This window comes from Erwinia plantamica, from assembly GCF_043420595.1.
GTDB classification, from domain to species: domain Bacteria; phylum Pseudomonadota; class Gammaproteobacteria; order Enterobacterales; family Enterobacteriaceae; genus Erwinia; species Erwinia aeris.
Genome location: NZ_JBGCUC010000001.1, coordinates 262799 through 287518, shown reverse-complemented (window position 1 = coordinate 287518; position 24720 = coordinate 262799). Strand labels below are relative to the sequence as shown.

Annotated in this window: 22 protein-coding genes; 17 read left to right on the top strand and 5 right to left on the bottom strand. The window is 48.8% G+C overall.

Going from position 1 to position 24720, the window contains the following annotated elements; genetic code table 11:
• Positions 1 to 16 precede the first annotated feature (16 nt).
• Both AB3U87_RS01335 and AB3U87_RS01330 read left to right on the top strand, forming a co-directional pair.
• Positions 17 to 1213, top strand: a complete 1197-nt coding sequence (locus AB3U87_RS01335; protein ID WP_394148141.1) for a hypothetical protein — start codon at positions 17 to 19, stop codon at positions 1211 to 1213.
• Positions 1214 to 2374: 1161 nt separating this feature from the next.
• Positions 2375 to 3148, top strand: a complete 774-nt coding sequence (locus tag AB3U87_RS01330; protein WP_394148139.1) for an LEM-3-like GIY-YIG domain-containing protein — start codon at positions 2375 to 2377, stop codon at positions 3146 to 3148.
• Positions 3149 to 3188: 40 nt separating this feature from the next.
• On the opposite strand, the gene AB3U87_RS01325 is transcribed toward AB3U87_RS01330, so the two are convergent.
• Together AB3U87_RS01325 and AB3U87_RS01320 are read right to left on the bottom strand one after the other, a co-directional pair.
• On the bottom strand, positions 3189 to 4166 hold the full coding sequence (locus AB3U87_RS01325; RefSeq protein ID WP_394148137.1) for a reverse transcriptase family protein: 978 nt from the start codon (positions 4164 to 4166) through the stop codon (positions 3189 to 3191).
• A 17-nt stretch (positions 4167 to 4183) separates the two neighbouring features.
• Complete coding sequence (locus AB3U87_RS01320) at positions 4184 to 4387, bottom strand: hypothetical protein (RefSeq protein WP_394148135.1); 204 nt, start codon at positions 4385 to 4387, stop codon at positions 4184 to 4186.
• Positions 4388 to 4812: 425 nt separating this feature from the next.
• On the opposite strand from AB3U87_RS01320, the gene AB3U87_RS01315 reads away from it, so the two are divergent.
• The 12 genes from AB3U87_RS01315 to AB3U87_RS01260 all read left to right on the top strand — a co-directional run bounded on the left by AB3U87_RS01315 (position 4813) and on the right by AB3U87_RS01260 (position 18115).
• Positions 4813 to 5229 carry a hypothetical protein gene (locus AB3U87_RS01315; RefSeq protein ID WP_394148133.1) on the top strand — a complete coding sequence of 139 codons (417 nt, stop codon included), beginning with the start codon at positions 4813 to 4815 and terminating at the stop codon, positions 5227 to 5229.
• Positions 5230 to 5893: 664 nt separating this feature from the next.
• Positions 5894 to 6526 (top strand): HNH endonuclease signature motif containing protein, encoded by a 633-nt coding sequence (locus AB3U87_RS01310; RefSeq protein ID WP_370873859.1) that lies wholly within the window; start codon positions 5894 to 5896, stop codon positions 6524 to 6526.
• Positions 6527 to 7590: 1064 nt separating this feature from the next.
• Complete coding sequence (locus AB3U87_RS01305; protein ID WP_394148131.1) at positions 7591 to 8421, top strand: hypothetical protein; 831 nt, start codon at positions 7591 to 7593, stop codon at positions 8419 to 8421.
• A gap of 4 nt (positions 8422 to 8425) precedes the next feature.
• Positions 8426 to 9151 carry a 2OG-Fe dioxygenase family protein gene (locus AB3U87_RS01300; RefSeq protein WP_394148129.1) on the top strand — a complete coding sequence of 242 codons (726 nt, stop codon included), beginning with the start codon at positions 8426 to 8428 and terminating at the stop codon, positions 9149 to 9151.
• Entirely contained in the window at positions 9135 to 9866 is a 732-nt protein-coding gene (locus tag AB3U87_RS01295) for an SDR family NAD(P)-dependent oxidoreductase (protein WP_394148127.1), read from the top strand. The genes AB3U87_RS01300 and AB3U87_RS01295 overlap by 17 nt, the downstream gene beginning before the upstream one ends.
• Positions 9867 to 9912: 46 nt before the next feature.
• Entirely contained in the window at positions 9913 to 10896 is a 984-nt protein-coding gene (locus AB3U87_RS01290; protein WP_253460749.1) for a TauD/TfdA family dioxygenase, read from the top strand.
• Between the two features lie 4 nt (positions 10897 to 10900).
• The gene (locus tag AB3U87_RS01285; protein ID WP_253460752.1) at positions 10901 to 11248 is read left to right on the top strand and encodes a hypothetical protein; all 348 of its coding nucleotides are present in this window, start codon (positions 10901 to 10903) and stop codon (positions 11246 to 11248) included.
• Between the two features lie 201 nt (positions 11249 to 11449).
• On the top strand, positions 11450 to 12634 hold the full coding sequence (locus AB3U87_RS01280) for an aminotransferase-like domain-containing protein (RefSeq protein ID WP_253460755.1): 1185 nt from the start codon (positions 11450 to 11452) through the stop codon (positions 12632 to 12634).
• Positions 12635 to 12791: 157 nt separating this feature from the next.
• Positions 12792 to 14060, top strand: coding sequence for an ATP-grasp domain-containing protein (locus AB3U87_RS01275; protein ID WP_253460758.1), 1269 nt, complete (start codon positions 12792 to 12794; stop codon positions 14058 to 14060).
• 18 nt (positions 14061 to 14078) lie between these two features.
• Entirely contained in the window at positions 14079 to 15302 is a 1224-nt protein-coding gene (locus tag AB3U87_RS01270) for an MFS transporter (protein ID WP_253460762.1), read from the top strand.
• Between the two features lie 491 nt (positions 15303 to 15793).
• Positions 15794 to 17269: a glucose-6-phosphate dehydrogenase gene (gene zwf, locus AB3U87_RS01265; RefSeq protein WP_301252187.1), complete on the top strand. Its 1476-nt coding sequence runs from the start codon at positions 15794 to 15796 to the stop codon at positions 17267 to 17269.
• 207 nt (positions 17270 to 17476) lie between these two features.
• Positions 17477 to 18115: a bifunctional 4-hydroxy-2-oxoglutarate aldolase/2-dehydro-3-deoxy-phosphogluconate aldolase gene (locus AB3U87_RS01260; protein WP_253460768.1), complete on the top strand. Its 639-nt coding sequence runs from the start codon at positions 17477 to 17479 to the stop codon at positions 18113 to 18115.
• A 233-nt stretch (positions 18116 to 18348) separates the two neighbouring features.
• Here the strand turns inward: AB3U87_RS01260 and purT are convergent, their stop codons facing one another.
• On the bottom strand, positions 18349 to 19527 hold the full coding sequence (purT, locus tag AB3U87_RS01255; protein WP_301729447.1) for a formate-dependent phosphoribosylglycinamide formyltransferase: 1179 nt from the start codon (positions 19525 to 19527) through the stop codon (positions 18349 to 18351).
• A 138-nt stretch (positions 19528 to 19665) separates the two neighbouring features.
• Here purT and AB3U87_RS01250 point away from each other — a divergent pair, with 138 nt between their 5' ends.
• Positions 19666 to 20016, top strand: a complete 351-nt coding sequence (locus tag AB3U87_RS01250; RefSeq protein ID WP_394148124.1) for a YebG family protein — start codon at positions 19666 to 19668, stop codon at positions 20014 to 20016.
• A 153-nt stretch (positions 20017 to 20169) separates the two neighbouring features.
• Here the strand turns inward: AB3U87_RS01250 and AB3U87_RS01245 are convergent, their stop codons facing one another.
• Positions 20170 to 21000 carry a sugar phosphate isomerase/epimerase family protein gene (locus tag AB3U87_RS01245; RefSeq protein ID WP_394148123.1) on the bottom strand — a complete coding sequence of 277 codons (831 nt, stop codon included), beginning with the start codon at positions 20998 to 21000 and terminating at the stop codon, positions 20170 to 20172.
• 208 nt (positions 21001 to 21208) lie between these two features.
• On the opposite strand from AB3U87_RS01245, the gene AB3U87_RS01240 reads away from it, so the two are divergent.
• Positions 21209 to 21853 carry a tellurite resistance TerB family protein gene (locus AB3U87_RS01240; RefSeq protein ID WP_301252184.1) on the top strand — a complete coding sequence of 215 codons (645 nt, stop codon included), beginning with the start codon at positions 21209 to 21211 and terminating at the stop codon, positions 21851 to 21853.
• Between the two features lie 138 nt (positions 21854 to 21991).
• Positions 21992 to 24055 (top strand): prolyl oligopeptidase family serine peptidase, encoded by a 2064-nt coding sequence (locus AB3U87_RS01235; protein ID WP_369894818.1) that lies wholly within the window; start codon positions 21992 to 21994, stop codon positions 24053 to 24055.
• Here AB3U87_RS01235 and exoX read toward each other — a convergent pair.
• A complete protein-coding gene (gene exoX, locus AB3U87_RS01230; protein WP_253460780.1) occupies positions 24052 to 24714 on the bottom strand; it encodes an exodeoxyribonuclease X in 663 nt (220 codons plus the stop codon). The two genes, AB3U87_RS01235 and exoX, sit on opposite strands and share 4 nt — an antisense overlap.
• Between the last annotated feature and the right edge of the window lie 6 nt (positions 24715 to 24720).

The following is a 24720-nucleotide window of genomic DNA, read 5'->3' as shown; positions in this document are numbered from 1 at the left end:
AGAGAAGGTATACACCATGAGCAACATGTCTAATTCCGGTTTCCACGCACTCGACTACAGTATTGCTAACCGTAACGCACCTACTGACAACGGCAAGACTACAGGCGTTATCAACACCGCTGACTATGCATCACCAATGGCTCGTAATAATGATGCTCAGGTGACCCGTAAGCCATTCCAAGGCCGTGACGCTGATTTAGAAAACAGTGAGGTCATTAAGATGCTTGACGGCACCGCTGAGATTCTACAGGTGAACGGTACGGACCTGAACGGTAAGGGGCTGCCGGGTGGTAATGACTCGACCGCATACATTCAGGCTCTGGAAGAATCTCTCAATGCTACGTTTAACGATGGTGAATTTGAGGCTGCTGTACGTGAGCACATCTTCCCTTGTGAGTTTCGTCCATATGGCACCAAGCCTACTCCATTGCGTACCCATACACTTGAAGATCGCAGCGTTATCTTGAAGAAGAACGGCTTGTTTAACCCGGCTGAGGACGCACCGACCGCTAAGGCTATTAAAGGCTCCGCTGTGATGGTCTCACCACTGCTGGTCCCTAATGAGGACAACGCTCAGAACACTGGCGCGTTTATCTCTGCGGCAACCTTCGTGTCTGACTTTGAGATGATGGGTGGTTATACTCACGGCGCTCTGGTGCAGTCAGTCGATAACATGATTGACCAATATAACCGTCTGATGTTCGGTAAAGTCGCGGAGGTTCTCGCTGCAACTTCTGACCTACAGACTGTGACTTACAGCAAACTCACAGGTAAACCCGCTGACCAAGCTGAGGACGTTCTCGATGCTCTCGCGTTGAATCTTCCTGTGCATCTGGGTGGTTCTCTGGACCAGTTCGCCTTGATGGTCCCTGCGAAACTTGAGGCGGTCTTAGAGCGTGCTGCTCAACGTGCTGGTCATGAAGACCTGTCCGACCTGCTGGGGTGTACTGTATGCCCTTACGTGGGTGAGGACACTGGCGTTTATCTACTGCCTAAACTGTTTGCGTCTATCTCTTTCCGTACCACTCAGGAAGGTGACGCAGTGCGAGTAATCGTATCCCGTGACTCTGGTCGTGCAGGTTACAACCTTGAGTTGGTCTCTGTGATTGACGTATTGGCTTCCGGCACTGTGCGTGTCAAAGAGAGTGCACATATGGAAGTTGAGGCTGACGCTTCGTTTCCTCTGGTGCATCGCATTACCTTCACTGAGTAACAGCACGTCAACTCTAAAACAAAACCGTGGCTCACCTGTTAAGCTAGGTGGGCCTTTTGGTTTATAACAAATCAACTCCTTACAGATGCCTCTGCGTGAATCTTGCAGGGTAATATCTCAGGTCATCTCACATAATTTAAGAGAAAGGGAGCTTTTCAGGAAAGTTAGAAATCATCAAAATAATCAGAAAAGGATAACAACATGACTACCTCACAAAACCTAAGTTTATATAAAGATATAGAAGTTAGTGGCAAGGGCAAGTCGTGGTAAGCCCTTGCAATAGGATTTGAGATCAGTGATCGGGGTCACGGTCACGTAAAAGCTCATAACAAAAACAACAAATCAAAAAGGCCGGGAACGCATAAAATGCTGTTAGTATTCTTTCATCGACAGTAACACCTAGACTGAAATCTCCAAGGCGAAATTCGGGTCTCCATATAGCGAAATACCTATTGATGATAGCTGAAATGTATGCAATAAATAATATGAGTGAGATGCCAAAACATGCCCCTACGCTATTTCCTACTCGGAAAATCCGAGATACCATCCAAGACCCACAGAGAGCTAATATTGATATTAAAAAACACATAATAGAAATTGCGAGCATGTTCAATGATGCCATTGCAATTTGCTTCCATCCATAATTATCCATCACGCGATGCATTAAGGTTTCAAATGAAACGCAATTATCAGTTGTGCATTGTTTAGAATAAAGCAACCAGTTCTCTAAGCGTATCCTTAAGTAATATTCGTGACTCGCATATACCATATATACCACATGAAATATGAATATAGATATTAGTAGCATAAGAATGTATCTTTTATTCAGCATTTGGATTAAAGGTTTTTTAATGGTCGCTGATGCGTTGGATAGGTCTTTTGTCGTAATGGCCACTGTTTTCCCTTAGCATAAATTCTTAAAATGATAAGTCCAAGTGTAATTTTATCTGATGTATCCATATGATTCAATGAGGTTTTTCTTGTATGAAAACTAAAGTCAATTCTACCTAGTTCTTAGTGATACTGTCCAAGTGTGTAGCAATGTTGATCTGGTTGCGGTTGAAAAGTGCACTCATAGACAGATTTGAAGGATATGGGGTTGCCAGTCGACCACACTGTATATAGCTTAAGCTGTATTAACCAAGCTCCAGGTAATGTGATATGGACATCAAAGAGTTTCCAGCAGGAGTTATTGAACAGTTAGGCTGGTATGTGTACCGCCTGATTGACCCTAGAGACGGCAGCACGTTCTACGTTGGAAAAGGTAAGGGTAATCGCGTATTCGCTCACATGCGGGGAGAGGTGGCAGCAGTAGACGATGATGAGTTAATCAGTAATAAGCTTAAGCAACTTAGAGAGATCAGGTTGGCTGGTCTTGAGGTCATCCACGTAATCCATCGGCACGGAATGGTTGACGAGAAGACCGCCTATGAGGTTGAAGCTGCGCTCATTGATGCTTATCCCGGTTTAACAAACATCATGAATGGCGCTGGTAGTAATGAGTTTGGCGCTGCGCATATTAAAGAGTTAATCGCTACGTATCAGCCCGAAACCATTGAGTTTCATCATAAGGCCCTGATGATTTCTGTGAACAGGAGTTCAAAGGATATAGATCTCTATGATGCTGTGCGTTTTAGTTGGCGTGTTAGCGTTGAGCGTGCCCGTAAAGCTGAGGTCATATTGGCGACAGTAAGGGGCATCGTGAGAGGTGTATATGTTGCTGATGAGTGGCTCAAGTCTACCCGTGAGAATTTCCCTGAAATACCTTTATGGGACACAAATGATGAATTTGAAGCTGCACAGAGTGCACGCTATGGGTTCCGTGGTAGAGAAGCTGACCCAGAAGTCACACGGCTTTATCTTGGCAAAAGGATTCCTGATGGTCTAAGGAAGAAGGGCGCTATGTCTCCTGTGAGATACTCTCCGGGATTTTGAATCGGTCAACATCAATTAATTTAAGATTTAGAATAAAATATCATTGATGACTTAAATGTGGTTGCTGTATTAAAGTGCACCTTGCTATTTTCAATTGCTTGGTGAAGAATCGGGCCTTATCTTTTAGTTTATAGTCCACTTGGCCTGCTGCGTGTAACTTACCTGTTAACCTTTCAAGCAGTTTGATTCTAAATTGTACGTCTTGACTTGCCAAAGATAAATTGTCAAATTCATTTTTAATTGAGGCATTATGCGCCCATCTAACTTTAAGCTCGCCGTTTTGAATGACAACACCTGTGAGTAACTTCCCTTTGCTCGAAGGATAGAAGATTTCTTTCTTTCTCTTTGAGATTAGGCCATTGGAGCTAATAATAGATTTAACTTGCGAGGCAAATCCTTTAGGAATCTTTTCCCCTGAAAATGCTAGGTCGTCAACATACACTGTGAATACTAGGTCATGTGAGATCGCAAGTTTATTTATTTCATCAAACATTTCCCAGTTAGCCCAAAATGCCAAGGCCATGCTTATAGGGCTACCAGTGGGTATCCTTCCAGAGTAAGTTACAAAGTTTGTAATCAAATAAGCGACATCTGGAGACATATCAAATTTACGATGGAACAGATTGTAAACTCTTGCGGCAGTTGTAGACGGAAAGAAATGATGAATATCTAACTTGAGTAATTCATTTGCTTTTATGTGCGCTCTGGCATTTGTAAGGGTGGAATGCTTCTTCCTCCCAGAATGCAGATAACTAGGCATCTCAATACGAGAGAGGATTTTCCCGATACGCTTATGGGCTAATTTGAGCTGTGGAATGGGTTCCTGAATAGTCCTCCCATTTTCATTGGTAAAGATGTTGTAAGATTTATCTTGTGAAAGCTTTGCCAGTTGAGATTTAGTAATGCCGACTAACTGGAATAACTTACTCTTAACTTTAAGTTTATAGAATGGGGATTGATGCAAAGGATAAAGCTTGGGTTTCGAATGAAGACTAGGGGTACGCTTTGTGTTTTTCATGCCACTACTCCTTTCTGTTAAGGCTCCCATTGGAATAACTCCTTAAGCGCCGTCCAGATAGAAGCGAAGCTCTCTGAATGGTAAACCTCTGAGATTGTCTCTCTAATGAATAGACCAATAAAATACTTGGCTACACCTTTGAGTGCCCCTTTGATACCACCATTCACACAAAACGTTTGCTGAACACTAGCCTGGTACTTCTTATGCGTCTTACGACTCATAATTACATCTCCTCTTCAGTTCCCAGTGCCCGGAATGGACACCAGCCTCGCCTGAACTGACAGGAATAAGAGATGTTCAGCAATTAACCCCAGTATTCGACGTCACATGTGACGTCACCCTCGCCACGATACAAGCTTATCAGACCGTTACAGATTGACCGGATGGAAGGATGCGTAACATCTGAACCATAGGCAACTGTGCGACAGATGCGCTGTGTGGGGAGAGAATAGAGGTAAAACCTCCACAATGGCTGCTAGGCAGACCATCAAGCTTTTGCGAGGAGCTCTCTCCTAGGTACTAGCGTAATCATCATACGATCAACTCTGTTAGCTCCTCAATACATCCAGTAATTATTTTTAATATTTAGAAAAATCATCTTTCAATTTCAGTTTGCTCAGATTGAAAACCTACTATGGAGGACACCATGTCTTACATCATCAACCCAAAGTGGCCCTTAAGCGGCCCTAAGTACATCCCCAAGCCCACTGTGACCTCGACTACAAAATCTAACAGGGCACGCATCACTACCTTCACAGGAGGTCCTGAGGTTCAGTCAGTAGTCACAGAGTTCCTGAAATTAGACGCTGAGTCACCTACAGGCATCTCGTGGGCCAAAGAGAATCACAACAAGCGCCATTTAGTCTCTTACCGTTCAGCAGGTGAACCCGCAGGGCGCAAAGAGGGTGACACCTCGTTAGTCATCAAGGGCTACCGTGTGACCGTTCAGCGTGCCATAGAGATGCTGGAAGCTGCTCAGCAAGGGCGAGTATTGGCTAACACTCATAATCAATGGGTTAATACTTCGGGGCGACATAGTGAGAGCACTAAGCTCGGAAAGTGAAATAAAAACCTTATTAATCAATGGGTATGATTAAACCCTCACTAAAGGGAACAGACACTAAAGAGTCACGTCTCGACCCGCTTGTAGTCTCGCTGTTTTTTCAGGGGTGAGCACATTGGTACGCTTCGCGGTCTGTAAGACTGCTTCTTAGCTATTGGCTGGTGAGAGACTATGAGCTTATGGCAACAATGTCACAGGGGTGGAAACTCTAAGAAGTACAAAGAGTGACCGATGAGTGATGGTGATTATCTGGCGATAGCCGACACCTTACTTAAAGTTATTCTTTTGATTTAACTTCAAGAGACTTAAAGACACTTGAGAAACTTAGAGTTTGAAAGTATTGATTTAATTAAAAGATAATACTCTTTGAGTAACTTCAAGATTAACTTTTAGATAAATGGTCATTATGCGATAGCAACTATCCAACTTAATGATTATTAGGATCACTCTGACCTATCCGCTTCGATGCAGCCAAGTGGATCACTATTTGATCACATCCTGAAAATCCTCATGTAGTACACCCTAAGCCCTCGCAAGGCTTCACATTTACCATTCTCAAACTCTGCATGATGTATTTCTATGCCCTCGCTGGTAGGGCTTGCTGTGCCCGTTTGGGTCTGGCGTAGGGATGCGACATAGAGTTACACCATAAGGAAATACAGCAATGAAAACTTGTAATAAATGTCTGACCGTTAAACCTATTGAGTCCTTTAGTCCTAATGGCCCCCATAGGGTCCGAGGTGCCTGTAAGACCTGTGAAGGTAAGCGCCGCAAGGCTACATATAAGCCTAAGCCCACTGTCTTTTTAAATGCGTTGACCAGTAAAGAGACACAGAAGCGATTAGCTAAAGAGTTCGCTAAGTGGATGGCCTCAGAGAATCCCTTTGCGGGATCATACCGTATAACCTCTGATGGGTGCTGGCGGTCAACCTCAAAGGTCCTAAGCAGTGGTAGACCGATGATAGGGACCATGATTCATTACCGCGCAGTGATGGCACACTTAGGCCATAGCGTAGAGGGGATGCACGTTCATCATGATTGTCGTAATCCCTTGTGCATCAATCCTGATCACTTACAGGTACTGACACCAGAGGATCATAAGGCACTCCATAGGCGCGAAGACTCAGCGCACCTGATGGGTCCACCCTTACCAACCTATGCACAACGTAAGACGCTGGCCTGTCTGTCTGCCGTTAGGTCTATCATTGAGAAACTAGGAGAGGTCCCTAAGTGGACACGGTTAGCTGAGATGACCGGATATTCAGAATACTTAATCAAGAAGGCATTAAGCCAATGACAAGGAGGCTCCTATGGGTCATTCAAACTATGACCTATCGGACCTCTTACTGATTCTGCAAGTGCTCCTATGGTCAATCAAGGTGGTTACTTAATGACCTCTTTAAAAAATATAGCTCACGTGTGAAATACCATTTAATAGATAAAGGTTCCCACTTTACCCCCATAGGGTGCCACTCTATGACCCTCTAAGTTCACCCTGTGTGATTTCCTTCCTTTATACGTTGCGTGTCTCTCCGTGATTCCTACAGCGTCTGGCGGTGACTCTCAGTGCTACCTACTGACACAAATACTGATACACGAGTGACACAAATAGTCTTGACCTAACGTGTAACCCTATGATCTACTGAGGGTCCTCCATCTAGTCACACCTCATGTTTCGTTCTTCTGAAACGTCGAGTCATGGGGAGTTCCTTGTGTTTAAAAACCACGGATGAAAGGTCAGGCCGTCACCCGCGGTGCATCTGTGCACATCTATACTGATGAAACAAAGCGGGAACCGTTCTGTTTCTTTTAGTATTGGTTCTGCAGACGGGCGGCAAAGCCCTCAATGGATACAATACTGGGACGCGTGGCTGAAGTCACCACCTTGTCTCCGTCCGCCGCCGCAATTTTAACAGGCAGCGTAATCTCACCAGGCGACCCGGCAGCAAAAAGGGAGCAAAAAGCTTAAGCGATTATTCCGATTCTGAAGAAAAAAAACCGCCGAGAAAATGCCTTAAATTAGCCGTGTTTTCCGACAGACTGTAGCCACTCTGTACGCCGCTATTCTCACGGGCGCAGCATTTAATGCCAGAGCGAAGCCGCAAACCAACGGATAGTAGCGACTAATTTATCAACAGTAATCATTCACAACGCTCGCGAAATAATTATCACTTAAGTTTATTATCCACAGAGAGGACTTTCACGCTTAAAACAAAAGTGGAATTTGGTCGCCGATGACAATGCCCAATGAGTAATAATGTTGACGTTAAAAAAACCAGGTGTTAAAACATAACCATATTATAACAATTGATTTATTATTTTGTATCAGGGGAATAACAATAATAACTTTTGTGAGGGTGTATGCCGTTCCAATACTATGAAGACGTTATCGAAGACCTGGACTTATATAAAATATCAAAAATCATCCTGGAAGGAAATGCTGATGGCAGAGTGCTTTATATCATTCGTAATGCGGTAGACCCGGCGGTCTGTGAAAAAATAAAAAGTAATTTTTATGAAATTATGCGGATAAAAGGCAATCACCGCCCGGATGACGGCTTTGTGAAAACAGAACAGATAGGTTCTTCACAATTCCATAAAACCGGAATGGAATACATCAATGCCACCCTGGAGTCGGATGCGGACGTTCTGAATTTATATCAGGGTATGTGTGATGATGTAGTGAGAACGCTTTATATGGATAAACAGCTGGAAAATTTCTTTTCTCAGGAAAAAATTTCTTATCGACCGTCGGCGTTTAAAAGCCATAATGCCAATTTTGCCACCACCAGACGATGGCTGGACAACGGTAATATGTCGTTATGGCCACATGATGACAGCGCCCAGTTAAAATTTGCTGAGCAAGACGGTTATGAAATTGCAGCGGCTAAAAACGTTATTTCTTCCAATCTGTGCGTTTGCGATGCTGCTAACGGCGGGGAACTGAAGGTGTGGAACTGTAGGCCGGATGACAATATCCGTAAAGAATTTGATGTTCTGGACACAGGTTATCCTTATCCATTGGCGTTCGCTGATAGCTTTGAAAGTTTCACAGTGCGCTTAAAACCTGGCGATCTTTATTTTCTCAATGCTTCCTATCTCCATGGCGTGACCAGTTCGGTAGAGAACGAGAGGATCAGCTCCGGTCGCTTTATCGGTTATATCGATAATAAAGTGGTCTGGTGGACGTAGAAAAATGGAAATAGATAATATTGTTCAGGATTTACAAGGGCAGGGTTACGCTAAGTTTAATCTTAAGAACTTCACAGATTTCACCATTGCTGAAGATGAGCTTAAAATTTTAAAGGCTAATTTTGCCGATATGCCTTTGGATACCTATTCTGAAGGAAATCGATTAAGAAATTATATTCAGGTTGCCTGGCAGAACAACGAGGTAACTTATGGAAAGTTTGAACCTTATCAGCAAACTAAAAGATATAATCCCGTAACAGGTGGCGTGGTCAGAGACTATCAAAATATCGGTGCGGAAATCCTCAAAACAGCGCTGTTCAATAACATAGTGAAAACAGATATCGACATTGTAAAAAATATCGAAGACATGCCGCCCGTTGAAGAGTTAATGATTGGTGTACATCTGTTTCGCTATAACGCGGGAAAAGAACCGGCGTACAGTTCTCCTGCATGGCTACACAAAGATGATGAGGACGTCGTTTTTATGCATCTGGTGGATGTTTCGGAAGATCTTGTCGGCGGAGAAAGCATAATAGCTAAGCATCCTAAGAGGATTGACCGTGTATTAAGGATGAAAAAAACCTTTGATACGTTAGTGGTTAATCATCGCTGTTTTCATGCGGTCACGCCAATGAGTGTGCCAGAGGAATATGACGATAATGCATTTTTGCACAGGGATATCATCCTGGTAACTTTCCAAAAAAGGGAAACGGGTGAAAGTATTGAATGAAAATATAGCAATTGTTACCGGAAGTAATGGCGGTATTGGCAAAGAAATCGTTTACTCCCTGCTCGAGAGGAACTATCAGGTATTCGGACTGGATCTTGAAAACGATATAGTTCGTGATGGCTTTAAATTTATCAGAACGGATTTGATGGACCTGAATGCTCTGAATGAAAATTCATTCAATGACTTACCGTTCGGCGAATACAACCTTCTGATCAACGCTGCCGGTATCAGGGAGATCGTACCCTTGCTGGACCTGAGTCTTGAAAACTGGTCGGCTGTATATGCAATCAATACCACCGTGCCTTTTCTAATTTCGAGAAACTTTTGCAGAAAGCTGGTCGCACAAAACAAAGAGGGAAGTATTGTTAACATTGCTTCTGTAAGCGGGATTCTGGCTGAACCTGACAGAACCGCCTATGTCTCGTCGAAACATGCTTTAATTGGCCTGACAAAACAGTTCGCTCTGGAGTTTGGTCGTCAAGGAATAAGGTGTAACTCAGTATCACCGGCTATTACCCGTACGGGAATGACTGAACACTATTTTCATGAAGAAGCCACCATGAAAAAAATATACAGTGGAATGTATTCAACCCGAACAGGCGAACCCCAGGATATTGCCGCCGTGGTTAATCTGCTCTCCGACAGAAATTCGCAATTTATCAACGGCGCGAATTTTGTTATTGATGGCGGATGGACCTGCGGCAAAGATTTGTAATAGCGGTCTGTTAACAGCTGCGTTAAATAATTACTGGAGAATATCAGTGATCGAAACCGTATGGATTTCATGGGAAGAACAGCAGGGCCTGAAAAGACTGGCTGAAAGTTTTAAAGAGTTTGATGATGAGATGCTTTTTTCCTCGCTCTCAAGTCTGAAAGAACAAGTTAAAAATATCCTTAGCCCGGAGACGTTCGCCGCTCTAATTGGTTTTATGCCTGGTGAAGGAAATATTCTGCGCGTCAACGGTCTGCCTTTTGACTATAACGTTAAAGAGACACCTTATACCGGCTATGTTGATAACGCCGATCTGCCGATAGCCAGCGTCATGCAGTTTGCTGTTTTCGCAGCCTGCGGTATTTTCCCGATATCTTATCTGCGTGAGAACAAAGGGCTCCTGTTCCGTCACGTGGTGCCGACGCGAAAAAGGGCAAAAAGAGTCAGCTCTCACGGCAGCGCATTAACGTTGGATATGCATGTTTCAAATCCGATCCTGCCGATAATCCCGGAGGAAACCAATAATGTATCAGGTTCGCCGGAAATTTTATCTTTCTATGGTATACGCCCGGATCCGGACGTCTTCACAGAAGTCGTGGAGCTGGATGAGGTGTTGCAACAGCTTGAACAACGCGTTATTGACGAGCTATGTGAGAAAAAATACTACTTTCGGATGCCATCGTCATTTAATGGCGATGAGTTGAAAGGGCCGCTAGCTATCCTTGGCATCAAAGACGGGATGTACTACAACAGGACAGATATGGATACGGTTATTCCTGTTGACTATCCTGCGCTGGTCAGCTTAAACATTTTTATGGAAGCCACCAAGAAGGTTAAGCATTATCACCGCCTTCAGCTTCCACCAGGCGATATGTTGCTGTTTAAAAATCAGCGTACCCTGCATTCCCGACAGAAGTTTGTAGCCCGATATAACGGGCTGGATCGCTGGATGGTGCGCCTGTACGGTAGTGCAAACATGGCCCGCCATCACGCGGCAGATGAATCAAAAAGATACCTTGGGTTAACTTATTAATATTATGAAAAATCTTATCATCAGTGATTCAGTCGTCAACCTGAGTAAAATCGATGCGGCGCTGACCGATAACGCTTGCGTAGTGAAAGGTTACTATCCGGAAGAAGCGGATACTTCTCCCTTTGTTGCCATCGGCTCCAGTCTACATGAAGCTGTAGCCGACAGTGAAAATATTGTTATTTCACTCGAGGAAGATAAGTGGGACAACATATTACTGGGATTAGCAGGGATTCTTACCAGAATTTCGGAAGAAACTAAAATTTTCAACTATACCGCCCTCGATCAAGAGAAGTTAAAAATCTATACGCAATTTTTAACCTCAAAAAACCTTGTATTTATAAATAAGGTCTGATTCAGGTAGCCATTTCCCCGGTTTATGTTGCAAAAAAATAGAAGCTAACAAACGCTGCCTGGCTTTGCTGCGGGCGGATTTTTTACATGGAAAAAAGTAATGATTACCGCGCAATTAGGCTCCTCACATTATTGTAGTTACATAATTTTAACAGTAAGATAAAACGGCGATTAAAAAAATAATTTTCATTGGGAGTGAGCAATGCTTTCTAAAAAGTCCGCTGGTATCAAATCCTCTGCTGTCAGAGAATTGCTGAAATTCAGCAAAATTCCCGGTGTTATATCGCTTGCAGGAGGAATTCCTGCCACCGATCTTATCGATGTTGAAGGTATCGATACCGTTCTCAAAGATATTTTATCTCGTGAGCACAGAGGTTTATTCCAGTATAGCGTTACCGAAGGCGAGGAACACCTGCGTGAGCAGCTTTCTCGCTGGAACAGCGGGCATAATCTGAATGTGGATGCGGAAAGCATTATTATTACTAACGGGTCGCAACAGGCTATCGATCTTTTAAGTCGCGTTTTCCTTGAAAAGGGTGACAAAGTATTTGTTGAACGGCCAACTTATCTGGCGGCGCTGCAAATTTTTGGCTATACCGACGCCACGGTCGTTGAGCTGGAATATGATTCTGAAGGTATTGAACTGAACCTGCTGGAAAAAGAGATGGCGGCAGGCGGGGTGAAAATGGTTTACCTTACGCCAAACTTCGCCAACCCTACCGGTAATACCATCAGTTATGAACAGCGCGTGAAAATCGCTAAGCTGTCGCAACAATACCAGGTGGTTATTATTGAAGACGATCCTTATGGGCATCTGCGCTTCAGCGGTGACCCCGTTCCCTCAATATTTTCTGTCGCGCAAAGTCTGTTCGGTAAAAATCATAACGTCTGCTATATGTCCAGCTTCTCAAAAATCTTCTCACCAGGATTACGATTGGGCTGGCTGGCCGTGCCCGAACATTTCCACATGGCAACGGTTGTCGCCAAGCAGGCATTAGATTTGCATACTTCTACTTTAAATCAAAGCATAGCCGCACATTATATTGAGTCCGGTAGAATCAATGAAAGAGTGGAGATATTAAAGGCCACCTACAAAGACCGACGCGATTACCTGATTGGATCCTTACATGAATATTCAGGCGGCGATATCACGTGGAATACGCCTGATGGGGGAATGTTCCTGTGGTGTCACCTCGCGGAGGGTATCGACGCCTCGCAGCTTTTGCAGGAATGTATTAAAGAAAATGTCGTGTTCGTACCCGGAGAAGTGTTTTTTGCGCGGGATCCGCAAAAAAATTCACTGCGGCTCTCTTATTCCATGCTTACCGCAGAAACGGCGCGGGAAGCAGTGATACGAATTTCCAGGGCGCTGAAAAAAATAAAATAGTTCAATAAGGATCGTTAGCTTTACGGCTAATGGTTCTCGATCGCAGCGCGGCTTTTGCCGCCCTTAATCGTGCCTGCTGTTAATGAACGGGGCAGGTTACGTATGTAAAAAATGCAGCGGCAGACAGTAAAACATAAGATTATTTAGAGGGAAGTTTATGAATAAGCATGGCGATTATATCCTTCTGGTAGGGGCAGAAGTCCCTTTCCGCGAACGTGCCTTTGCCGGCGCTTTACGCGCTTCTGAAGGAATGGATGTTTTTACCGTCAGTAATACTATTTTTTCTCATACGCTTAAATATTTTGATGGCTATATTTGTGCACCCATCTCGGATCATGAGAAAGTTCTACAGGAAGTTATACGGTACGAGGAATTAACCGGAAGAACGCCGAGGGCGGTTATTCCTACCAATGATTTTACCGTAGTTACTGCTGCCTTCGTTGCTAAACATTACGGATTACCCCACAACGATCTCTCCGTTGTCGAAAGATGCAGAGATAAATTTATCATGCGGGAATGTTTGCAAAATGCGGGCCTGCCGGTGCCAAAATATTATCAGGTTGCCAAACTTGACGAGCTACGTAGCGCCGTTGCGCAGACAGGTTATCCGGCCATTATTAAACCACGCCTGATGGCGGGCAGCCTGGGCGTAATAAAAGTTTCTTCGGAAGAAGAGCTGGTGCGCGCTTTCGAAAAAAGCATTGCCGATGTCAAAAGCATCAATGGCGAAGCCAATGCCGACGAAAGTTTATTTATTGTCGAAGAATTTATCGCATATGAGTTTGAAGTCAGTGTGGAAGTCCTGAATACCCCTGATTTTAGCCGTGTTATTGGCGTGACGGATAAATACCTTGGCGCGCCGCCGCATTTCGTTGAACTGGGGCATGTAGTACCTTCCCGATTTACCTCCCATCGCGATCTTATTGAACTTGCTGAAAGAACCTGTCGTACGTTAGGGATTAAATACGGTATTGCTCATTTCGAAGCCAAAGTCAGCGCTAAGGGCGAGATTAAAATTATTGAAGTAGCCGCCAGGACGGGCGGTGATAGCATCATGAGTCTGGTTGAAAAGGTTTATGGCTATAACCCTTATCAGCTGCATGTCTCATCCTATATTAATCCTGAAATGGTTTTCGCTTCCCGCCTCGACTCCGCCAAAGGCATTGCCGCTATTGCTTTTATGAAAGCGGAAACGGGGAGGCTTACGCAGATAAACGTGCCTGCCTCGTTGCCTGAAGAAATCCTGCATCTCAATGTCATGGCCGTACAGGGCCAACAGATTTTTCCGCTGGACTCGTGGCGTAACCGGGAAGGTATTATCGAATTTTTCTGGCCGGGCGAAACGCAAAGTGAAACGCTGTTTACCCGACATCTTGAAATGGCAAAAACGCTTTCAGCGCAAACTTTTATAACGGAATCTGTGTAACAGAGTAAAGGAGTCGTTTTGGGCGCTTTTAATTTTCATAAATTCATCATTAGCAGAGGACTGGGCGCCCTTTGCGATCAGTTTCTGATGTTCGCCGTTCCTTTGGCTATCCTTAAATCAACCGGTTCGACCAGCCTGTCTGCTTTATCATTTGTTATCGAGTGGATACCCCGAGTGCTGTTTTTTCCGATTGCCGGAAGTTTACTGCAGGGGAAAAACTTCAAAAAAATATTTTTGTCGTTAGATGTCTTCAGATGCGCAGCCCTGGCGGCTGCTTTTTTACTGGTTAACATCACCGGCATATTTGCCACGCTGACCACGCTGATGGCCATCATGTCTCTGTGTTACGTCCTGAATTTTGTCTCGATCGAGTCCATTATACCGGCCAATGTTCCACGTGAAGAGTATGCCAGAGTGCATTCCAGGATACAGACGGTAGAGCAATTTTCACAGATCCTTGGGCCAGCCATCGCCATTGTTATTTATAGCCACGCACACGTAAATGGCATTCTTTTGATCTCGGCCGCGCTGTTTTTGCTGTCGGCCGCGAACCTTTTAACATTATCTATTGCCTCGCCTGAATCCGCAGGAGTGACTAAGGTCAAAGATATCCTGCGCTCTAATCGCGAAGCCTTTGTTTATCTTTTCGAAGACAAGAAAATTATTTATCTGTGCACTATGACATGGATTGTCAATATCATTTATGGCGTGGTTTTAGCTATCTCTCCGGCCGTTATCCTTAAGCATTTTAAGCTGGAGTCGGGAGCGTTAGGCCTGATGCAAAGCGTTGCGGCTTTAGCGTCAGTGCTGCTTTTTTACCTTATTCCTCGGTTGACGCTTCGCTTCAGCGTGACGCTGATTGGGCAACTTTCACTGTTAATCATATTAGCGAGCGGCCTGTTTCTTGGACTGGCAGGTAATTATTATGCTTACGTGGCGCTTTATGCGCTTCTGAGCGCCTTTGACGGAGGCTTCAGCGTTTATATCAGAATTATGCGTAGCACGATTATTCCTGCTGCAATTTTGTCCAGGGTAATCGGCGTGGTCGGCATGTTGAATTTGCTTTCTATTCCAGTAGGCGGCCTCGCCGTAAGCCTGCTCTCTGAAAAGACCACGCTGCAGAACATCATTCTACTGGCCTTTGCGCTCTCGTTTGTACTGACCATAGTCCTGCTTTTTGTTGGTCGACTAAAGTTTGGCTATAAAAAATATTTCCCTCAGGTGCCAAAAGAGGCGAGCTGATATTTTGCCATCGCTGATGCTCGCGTTCTGCAAGGGGGAAGGTTTAGCTCTCTTCGCGACATTCTGGATACTGTTGCATGGCGGATTATGAAAAGACTGGCGCAACTTCTGTTGTAACTTTAAACAGTGACAGTGCTTTTTTACTATCTGTTTCGTCGATTTCTTTTAAAGGCGAAATCGATGATTTTTTGCTGCGGTAAAAAGCGTTAGTTAACTGTCGTTGAGCTGCTTTTCGCTGATTTTAACGCATTATCCTCGTTATATTCCGTGTGCTTCTGGTCGGAACGCTTAGTAAGCGAGCGGAAATTTTAAGCACAAACTGCCTGTGTATTGGGCGGCAAAAAGCTTTGAGACTGGCTACTCTGTGCTGGCGGGGCGTCGCCAGGTTTACGCCGACCCGGCAAAAGCAGTACATTGTATTGAAAGAAAATTAAAAGCCTGACCGCGCTGGGATCCGCCGGTCGGGTTTATCCTGCAACGAGGAGAATAGAATGGCGGTTACACAAACAGCCCAGGCATGCGATCTGGTGATTTTTGGTGCCAAAGGCGACCTTGCACGCCGGAAACTGTTGCCTTCCCTGTACCAGCTGGAAAAAGCCGGACAAATCCATGAAGAGTCACGCATTATTGGCGTGGGCCGCGCGGAATGGGATAAAGCGGCTTATACCAAAGTCGTTCGTGAAGCGCTGGAAACCTTTATGAAGGAAACCATCGACGAGGCGCTTTGGGATAAGCTGAGCAGCCGACTCGACTTCTGTAATCTGGACGTTAATGACGCGGCCCACTTTACCAAACTGGGCAAAATGCTTGACCAGAAAAAGCGCGTCACCATCAACTACTTTGCTATGCCGCCGGGAACGTTCGGCGCTATCTGTAAAGGTCTGGGCACCGCTAAACTGAACGCGCAGCCTGCACGCGTCGTGATGGAGAAGCCGCTGGGCACCTCGCTGGAAACCTCGCGCGAGATCAACGATCAGGTGGGCGAATACTTCGAAGAGAACCAGGTTTTCCGTATCGACCATTATTTGGGAAAAGAGACGGTACTGAACCTGCTGGCGCTGCGCTTCGCCAACTCGCTGTTTGCCTCTAACTGGGATAACCGCACCATCGATCACGTGCAGATTACCGTGGCGGAAGAGGTGGGTATCGAAGGACGCTGGGGTTACTTCGATAAAGCAGGCCAGATGCGCGATATGATCCAGAACCACCTGTTACAGGTTCTGACCATGATTGCGATGTCGCCGCCGGCCGATCTGACCGCTGACCGTATCCGCGATGAAAAAGTCAAAGTGCTGCGCTCGCTGCGCCGTATCGACCACACTAACGTGCGCGATAAAACCGTGCGCGGACAGTACACCTCCGGCTTTGTGCAGGGCAAAAAAGTCCCTGGCTATCTTGAGGAAGAAGACGCCAACAAATCCAGCAATACCGAAACCTTCGTCTCTATTCGTGTCGATATCGACGACTGGCGCTGGGCTGGTGTGCCGTTCTACCTGCGTACCGGCAAGCGTCTGCCGACCAAGTGTTCGGAAGTCGTGGTTTATTTTAAAAACCCGGCGCTGAATCTGTTTAAAGATTCCTGGCAGGAACTGCCGCAGAACAAGCTGACCATTCGTCTGCAGCCGGATGAAGGGGTGGATATCCAGATCCTGAATAAAGTACCGGGGCTGGATCACAAGCACAATCTGCAAACCACCAAACTGGATCTGAGCTTCTCGGAAACCTTTAACCAGTCGCACCTGGCCGACGCCTACGAGCGTCTGCTGCTGGAGACGATGCGCGGCATCCAGGCGCTGTTTGTACGTCGCGACGAGGTGGAAGAGGCCTGGAAGTGGGTCGATTCCATCATGGAAGCCTGGGCGGCCGATAACGAAGCGCCTAAACCGTATCAGGCCGGGACCTGGGGGCCGGTTGCCTCAGTCGCGATGATTACCCGCGACGGCCGTTCCTGGAACGAGTTCGAATAAAACGCTCGACTAACCCGCTTCGGCGGGTTTTTTTACGCCTGGCGTCGGCCTGTAAAAAATTGAACCGCAGTTTCAAAAATATCTTTGGCGCATGGACGCACCCGCTCATAATCCTGTATGGTAGCAGACGATCACTTTTCGGACGCCGCGCGCGTCGTTTTTGCCCGCCTTATTGAAGCAGGCAGGCCTGACAGGAGAAGCAGGACGATGAGTAACTGGGAAACAAGCGCTGAAAAAATTCTTACCACCGGGCCGGTCGTACCGGTCATCGTAGTCAACAAGCTGGAACATGCGGTGCCGATGGCGAAAGCGCTGGTCGCGGGCGGGGTGAAAGTGCTTGAGGTAACCTTGAGAACGGCCTGCGCAATGGATGCGATAAAAGCGATGATCGCAGAAGTGCCTGAAGCCATCGTCGGCGCGGGCACGGTGCTGAACGTGCAGCAGCTGCGGGAAGTGACCCAGGCGGGCGCGAAATTTGTTATCAGTCCCGGCATCACCGAGCCGCTGCTACAGGCTGCCGTGGAAGGGCCAATCCCGCTAATTCCGGGGATCAGTACCGTATCTGAGCTGATGGCCGGCATGGATCACGGCCTGCGCGAGTTTAAATTTTTCCCGGCGGAAGCCAACGGCGGCGTGAAAGCGCTCCAGGCCATCAGCGGACCTTTCCCACAGGTTCGCTTCTGTCCGACCGGCGGCATTTCTCCGGCCAACTACCGGGACTATCTGGCGCTGAAAAGCGTGCTGTGCATCGGCGGTTCGTGGCTGGTGCCAGCGGATGCGCTGGAAGCAGGGGATTACGATCGCATTACGCAGCTGGCTAAAGAGGCGGTAGCAGGCGCGCGCTAAAGCCGTTCAGAGCGTAAAACTAAAAAAGGATGGCTGGCGGCCATCCTTTTTGCTGAGGCGGGTACAGCGCCGGCCGCCAGCTTTACAGAGGCGGGAGCGCATCAGCCGCTGATTTTACGCTAACGATGCAGAAGCGCGCACAGCGTCAACTGCTGACTTTTACGCCAGCAGCGCAGAAGCGGGGCAGCATCAGCCGCAGATTTTACGCTAATTATGCAGTAGCGCGCACGGCGTCAACCGCTGACTTTTACGCCAGCAGCGCAGGCGACAGCACGCTGCACGGCCTCATCAATATCGTCACCGGTTGCCAGCGCAACGCCCATGCGACGTTTGCCCTGAACTTCCGGCTTGCCGAACAGACGAAGCTGCAAGCCCGCGCCAAGTACCGTATCCAGATTGGCGAACTGCACGTTATCGCTGCTCAGTTCCGGCAGGATCACCGCCGAGGCCGCCGGGCCATACTGGCGGATGCCGCCAACGGGCAGGCCAAGAAAAGCGCGGACATGCAGCGCAAATTCCGAAAGATCCTGAGAAATCAGCGTTACCATGCCGGTGTCGTGCGGGCGAGGGGAAACCTCGCTAAACACCACTTCATCCCCGCAAACGAACAGCTCCACGCCAAACAGCCCGTGCCCGCCCAGTGCGATAACCACTTTCTCGGCAATCTGCTGCGCGCGCTGTAAAGCCAGCTCGCTCATCTGCTGCGGCTGCCAGGATTCGCGGTAGTCGCCATCTTCCTGGCGGTGGCCAATCGGCGCACAGAAGTGGATCCCGTCGGCAGCGCTGACGGTCAGCAGCGTGATCTCAAAATCGAACTTCACTACGCCTTCCACTATCACCCGGCCTGCACCGGCGCGTCCGCCCTGTTGGGCATATTCCCATGCGGCAGCAAGCCCTGCGGCCTCGCGGATAAAACTTTGCCCCTTGCCGGAAGAGCTCATGACCGGCTTCACGATGCAGGGAAAGCCAATTTCCTGCGCGGCCTGATTAAAGTCCGCCACGTTGTCGGCAAAGCGATAAGAAGAGGTCGGCAGCGCCAGCTCTTCTGCAGCCAGGCGGCGGATACCTTCGCGGTTCATGGTCAGACGAGCGGCGCGAGCCGTCGGCACCACGCGCTGCCCCTGTTTTTCCAGCTCAATCAGCATATCGGTAGCGATGGCTTCGATTTCCGGCACGATATAGTCCGGACGCTCCTGCGCCACCAGCGCTTTCAGCGCCTCGCCATCCAGCATATTGATTACGTGACTGCGATGGGCGACATGCATTGCCGGTGCATCGGCATAGCGATCCACCGCAATGACTTCAACGCCCAGACGCTGACATTCCAGCGCCACTTCTTTACCCAGCTCGCCAGAGCCAAGCAGCATTACACGCGTTGCCGCAGGACGCAGCGCAGTACCAAGAGTTGTCATAAATCTCTACCTGATTAGAGGAAAAAACGCGGGCGCAGTATAAACGAAAACGATTGCGTCTTCATCCGATTTCCGGGCTTGAGAAAAATTCCCGGCCTGATATACTGTATAAAAATACAGTTAAACGAGGTGGGCACTATGGCTGTTGAAATCAAATATGTTGTCGTCAGAAAAGGTGAGGAAAAGATGACTTTCGCCAGTAAGAAAGAAGCCGACGCTTATGACAAAATGCTGGATATGGCCGAAGTGTTCTGCGACTGGCTGAGCGCTGCGCCATTGGATATGGATGAAAATCAGCGCGAGGCGTTGGGGATGTTCCTGTCGGAAAACAAAGATGCCGTGCAGCATATCCTGCGTACCAGCAAAATGCCGGAAGCGGAGTCCTCCCGTCCCGTTGCGTCAGTCGCCGCGTTAACCGCTGAGGATGCCGATGCCGATGCCGATGCGGAAGAGAAGAAGCCCAAAGCGGGGCGCATTAAAGCAGCGTGAGGCGGTCTCGTCTGTAGTGTGTGACGTTGTGGCTTGTTTACCAGCCCTGTCGCTACCAGATGCCCTGATAAGAGGGTGTTATCAGTAGCAGCCTGTCCTCGGACAGGCTTTTTATCTTTCTGTTTAGCGTTTACAGACCACAGCTTTTCAGGTTCAGGCGATTGTCGCCTGCGCACAGCAGCGTTTCAGCGCGTGCATGGCTTCTTTCGCCGCATCTGAAGGCGAGCGCTGTTTAATCTCATCATTAAAGACTTCCAGCCCAACCGGCCCGCTGTAGCCTTCCGCTTCCAGATAGTCCAGCAGCGTATAGAGCGGGAAGTTGCCCTGGCCCGGCAACAGCCGATGGTGCCTTGCCGTTTCCACCAGTTCGCTGCCGGAAGGCAGCGTGGCTAAATCGGAAAGCTGTACCAGGAAAATTTTGTCCATCGGGATGCCGTTTAAGTCGGCCACGGTTCGGTTGCGTACAAAAATATGGAAGGCATCCACGACCAGGCCCAGATTAGGCTCGTTAATACGCTGTACCAGCTGCCAGGCGGCGGCCGTAGTATTGATATGGGTGCTCCATGCCATCGCCTCAAAGGCGACCCGCAGCCCACGCTTTCCCGCTTCCTGCGCCAGCCAGCGAATATCCTCTTCTTCACGCCCGGCGATACACTCTTTTTGCGTAGAGGCTGGCGTCAGCAGGGTGGTGGCGCCCAGCGCCGCCGCTGTCTCCATCATTTTCAGCGCGTCGCGGCGTTTTTCCTCGCGCTGATCGTCCGGTGCGCCGTCAAAATCCAGCAGCACCTGGTAATCCGTCAGGGCAAGCCGCTGTTCCTCAAGCAGGCTGGCTACAGCCTGAGCCGTACCTTCAGCCGAGTCCACATCCTGCCGCCACAATTCCAGCTGGCTGAAGCCAGCCTGAGCGGCGGCGATAATTTTCTCTTCCGTTGTGCCGCTCAGTAAAACCGTATTAATAAAAAGTGGATTATGTTGAAAACGCATCCTGTTCCCCTTAAAGCTCAATAGCAAAAAAATGGACAGAGAGCCGGTAAACGGTCCGACCTTTTGACTCTCGCCTGCTGACAAGTATAGCGACCTGTGCCGATTCGCCAGCCTCATCAGCGCGCTAAAGGTTTTCCAGGCTTTGCCTGACTTGACGCTTCCTGACGTTAGCCGCTCTATGCTGGTTTTTTTACAATAAGGAGAGCATATGACTAACTGGCTGCAACAAATTCAAACCGTGTTAGGGAAAGGCAAGGGCGGCGGCGAAGGCCTGAGTAAAATGCTGGCACCGGGCGCTTTAGGCGGCCTGGCTGGGCTACTGATCGCCAATAAATCTTCCCGTAACCTGCTGAGCAAATACGGTAAAAACGCGCTGATTATTGGCGGCAGCGCGGCGGCGGGCGCGCTGCTCTGGAACAAGTACAAGCAGCGCGTCAGCGAAACGCATCGTGAAGAGCCGCAGTTTGGGCAGCAGGCCACCGCAGTGGACAGACGCGCGGAGCGGCTGGTGCAGGCGCTGGTGTTTGCGGCAAAAAGCGACGGGCATATTGACGGCGAAGAACGTAAGGCCATCAATGAGCATATTCATCAGGCGGGGCTGGGCGCGGAAGGCGAGCAGCTGTTGCAGCGCGCTATCGATATGCCGCTGGATCCTAAAATGCTGGCGCAGGATGTGAAAAACGAAGAGGAAGCGCTGGAACTCTACTTCCTCAGTAATCTGGTCATTGATGTCGATCACTTTATGGAGCGCAGCTATCTGCAGGCGCTGGGCGACGAGCTGAAAATTCCGCAGGACGTCCGCGAGAGCATGGCGAAAGATATCCAGCAGGAGAAGCAAAAGCTGGTCGCCTGACTCTTTCCGGGCGCCTTACCCGGCCCGGAAAGCTTTTTTAACGTTGTTTATCAACTCTTGTCAACGCGCTGCGCTTGGCAATCACCGCCGTAGCTGCCACCCTTACTCTGTATAACTGATTCAGCGGGGCAGCAAATGATAAAACCACCAGTCGCTAAAAAAATACCTTACGAGATGAGCGCGCACGGCGAGACGCGCATAGACAATTACTATTGGCTGCGTGACGACAAGCGTGAAGATACGGCCGTGCTGGACTACCTGCATGCGGAAAACGACTACGGGCAGGCCGTAATGCAGACGCAGCAGGCGCTGCAGGAAAAATTACTGAAAGAGATGGTCGATCGCGTGCCGCAGCGCGACAGTTCCGTTCCCTATGTCAAAAACGGCTATCGCTACCAGCGACGCTATGATGAGGGCAACGAATATGCCGTCTACACCCGCCAGCCGGAAGAAACCGCCACGCCGGAAGAGTGGGAGGTGCTCGTTGACGGCAACCAGCGCGCCGCCCACAGCGAATTTTATACGCTGGGCGGCCTCGGCATCAGCCCAAACAATGAAGTGATGGCGCTGGCGGAGGATTTTCTGTCGCGCCGTCAGTACGGCATCCGCTTCCGCAACCTTAAAACCGGCAACTGGTATCCGGAGGTGTTGGATCACGTCTCTTCCAGCTTCGTCTGGGCCAGCGACAGCCGCACTTTTTACTATGTGCTGAAGGATAAACAGACGCTGCTGCCCTGGCAGGTATGGCGTCACCGGCTGGGCACCCCACAGCGGGATGACGAACTGGTCTATGAAGAGCAGGATGAGACTTTTTACGTCAGCCTGCATAAAACGATGTCCGAGCACTTTATTCTGATTGTGCTCAATAGCACCACTACCAGCGAAATCCGGCTGCTGGACGCCGAATTTGCCGATGCACAGCCGCAAATATTCTGCCCTCGCCGTAAGGATCACGAATACAGCCTGGATCATTACGATCACCATTTTTACGTGCGATCCAACCGCGAAGGCAAAAATTTCGGCCTGTATCTCACCGATCATGTGAAAGAGGAAAAATGGCAAACGCTGATTGCGCCGCGCGATCACGTTATGCTGGAGGATTTTGCGCTGTTTCGCGACTGGCTGGTGGTGGAAGAGCGTCAGCGCGGCCTGACCAGCCTGCGGCAGATTAACTGGCAGAGCGGAGAAGATTACGGTATCGCTTTTGACGATCCGGCCTATGTCACCTGGCTTTCCGTCAATCCCACGGCGAATACCAGCAAGCTGCGCTATGGCTACTCCTCAATGACCACGCCGGATACGCTGTTCGAGCTGGATATGGACAGCGGCGAGCGGAAAATCCTCAAGCAGACGGAAGTTAAGGGTTTTGACGCCAACGACTACCGCAGCGAACATCACTGGATCAAGGCCCGTGACGGCGTGGAAGTGCCCGTTTCGCTGGTCTATCACCGTCAGCACTATCGACCTGGTAAGAGCCCGATGCTGGTTTACGGCTATGGCTCTTACGGCAGCTGTATGGATGCGGACTTCAGCTCCAGCCGCCTGAGCCTGTTGGATCGCGGCTTCGTCTTCGCGCTGGCGCACATTCGCGGCGGCGGCGAGCTGGGCCAGCAGTGGTACGAAGATGGCAAATTGCTGAACAAGCTCAATACCTTTCATGATTTTATCGACGTGACCAATACGCTGGTGGAAAAAGGCTATGGTAACCCGGAAAAGCTCTATGCCATGGGCGGCAGCGCTGGCGGCCTGCTGATGGGCGCAGTTATCAATATGGCGCCGACGCGCTTTCACGGCGTGGTGGCGCAGGTGCCGTTTGTGGATGTGGTCACCACGATGCTCGACGAATCTATCCCGCTGACCACGGGAGAATATGATGAGTGGGGCAATCCGGCGGACGAGCGTTACTATCGCTATATGCGTCAGTACAGCCCTTATGACTGCGTCACCGCGCAGCACTATCCGCATATGTTGGTGACCACCGGGCTGCATGATTCCCAGGTTCAGTATTGGGAACCGGCGAAATGGGTCGCGAAACTGCGTGAGTTTAAAACAGACGATAATCTGCTGCTGCTTTGTACCGATATGGATGCGGGGCACGGCGGTAAATCAGGCCGTTTTAAATCTTATGAGGGCGTGGCGCTGGAATACGCTTTCCTGATTGGCCTGGCGCAGGAGACGCTAAGCGCCGCCAGCGCCCGTTAATCCGCCGACAGAGCCCGTTCCATTGCGCTTTTGAGATCGGGCTTCAGATCCGGGATATTTTTTAGCATCCACTTCAGGTATCCCGGATCGCGTTTCACCACATCATCAATACGGCTACCGCGATATTTGCCGAACGGGAAAGTGGCGCTGGAGCCGCGAACCTGCATCCGGCGCACCATTTCTGGCGCATCCCAGCCGGAAAATTCCATAATACGGATCAGCAAAGCCGCCGTAACGTAGCAGTCGTACAGTGCCCGGTGAGCGTGGAGATCCGCTGGCGGCGTCACGTCCAGCTGTAAAGCTTCACGCAGCGCCTGGTTGCCGTATTTTTTTCCGGGCCACAGGCCTCTCGCCAGCGTCATAGTACAAATCCATTCGCCCGGCATTTCCGGCAGCATCCGACGGTCAAAGCTGGCATTGTGAGCGACGTAGTAAGGGCTGCCGTGATAGCGGCCAATCGCTTCTTCAATGGTGGGCTTGCCCAGCACCATCGTTTCAGTGATGCGGTGGATGGCCATAGCCTGACGGCTGATGGGCCGATCCGGACTGATCAGATCGCTCATAGGGTTCACGATCCTGCCGTCGATAACGTCAACGGAGGCGACTTCCACTACGCCGCCCTGCAAGCCACAGGTTTCGGTATCTATTACGCGTAACATAATTTC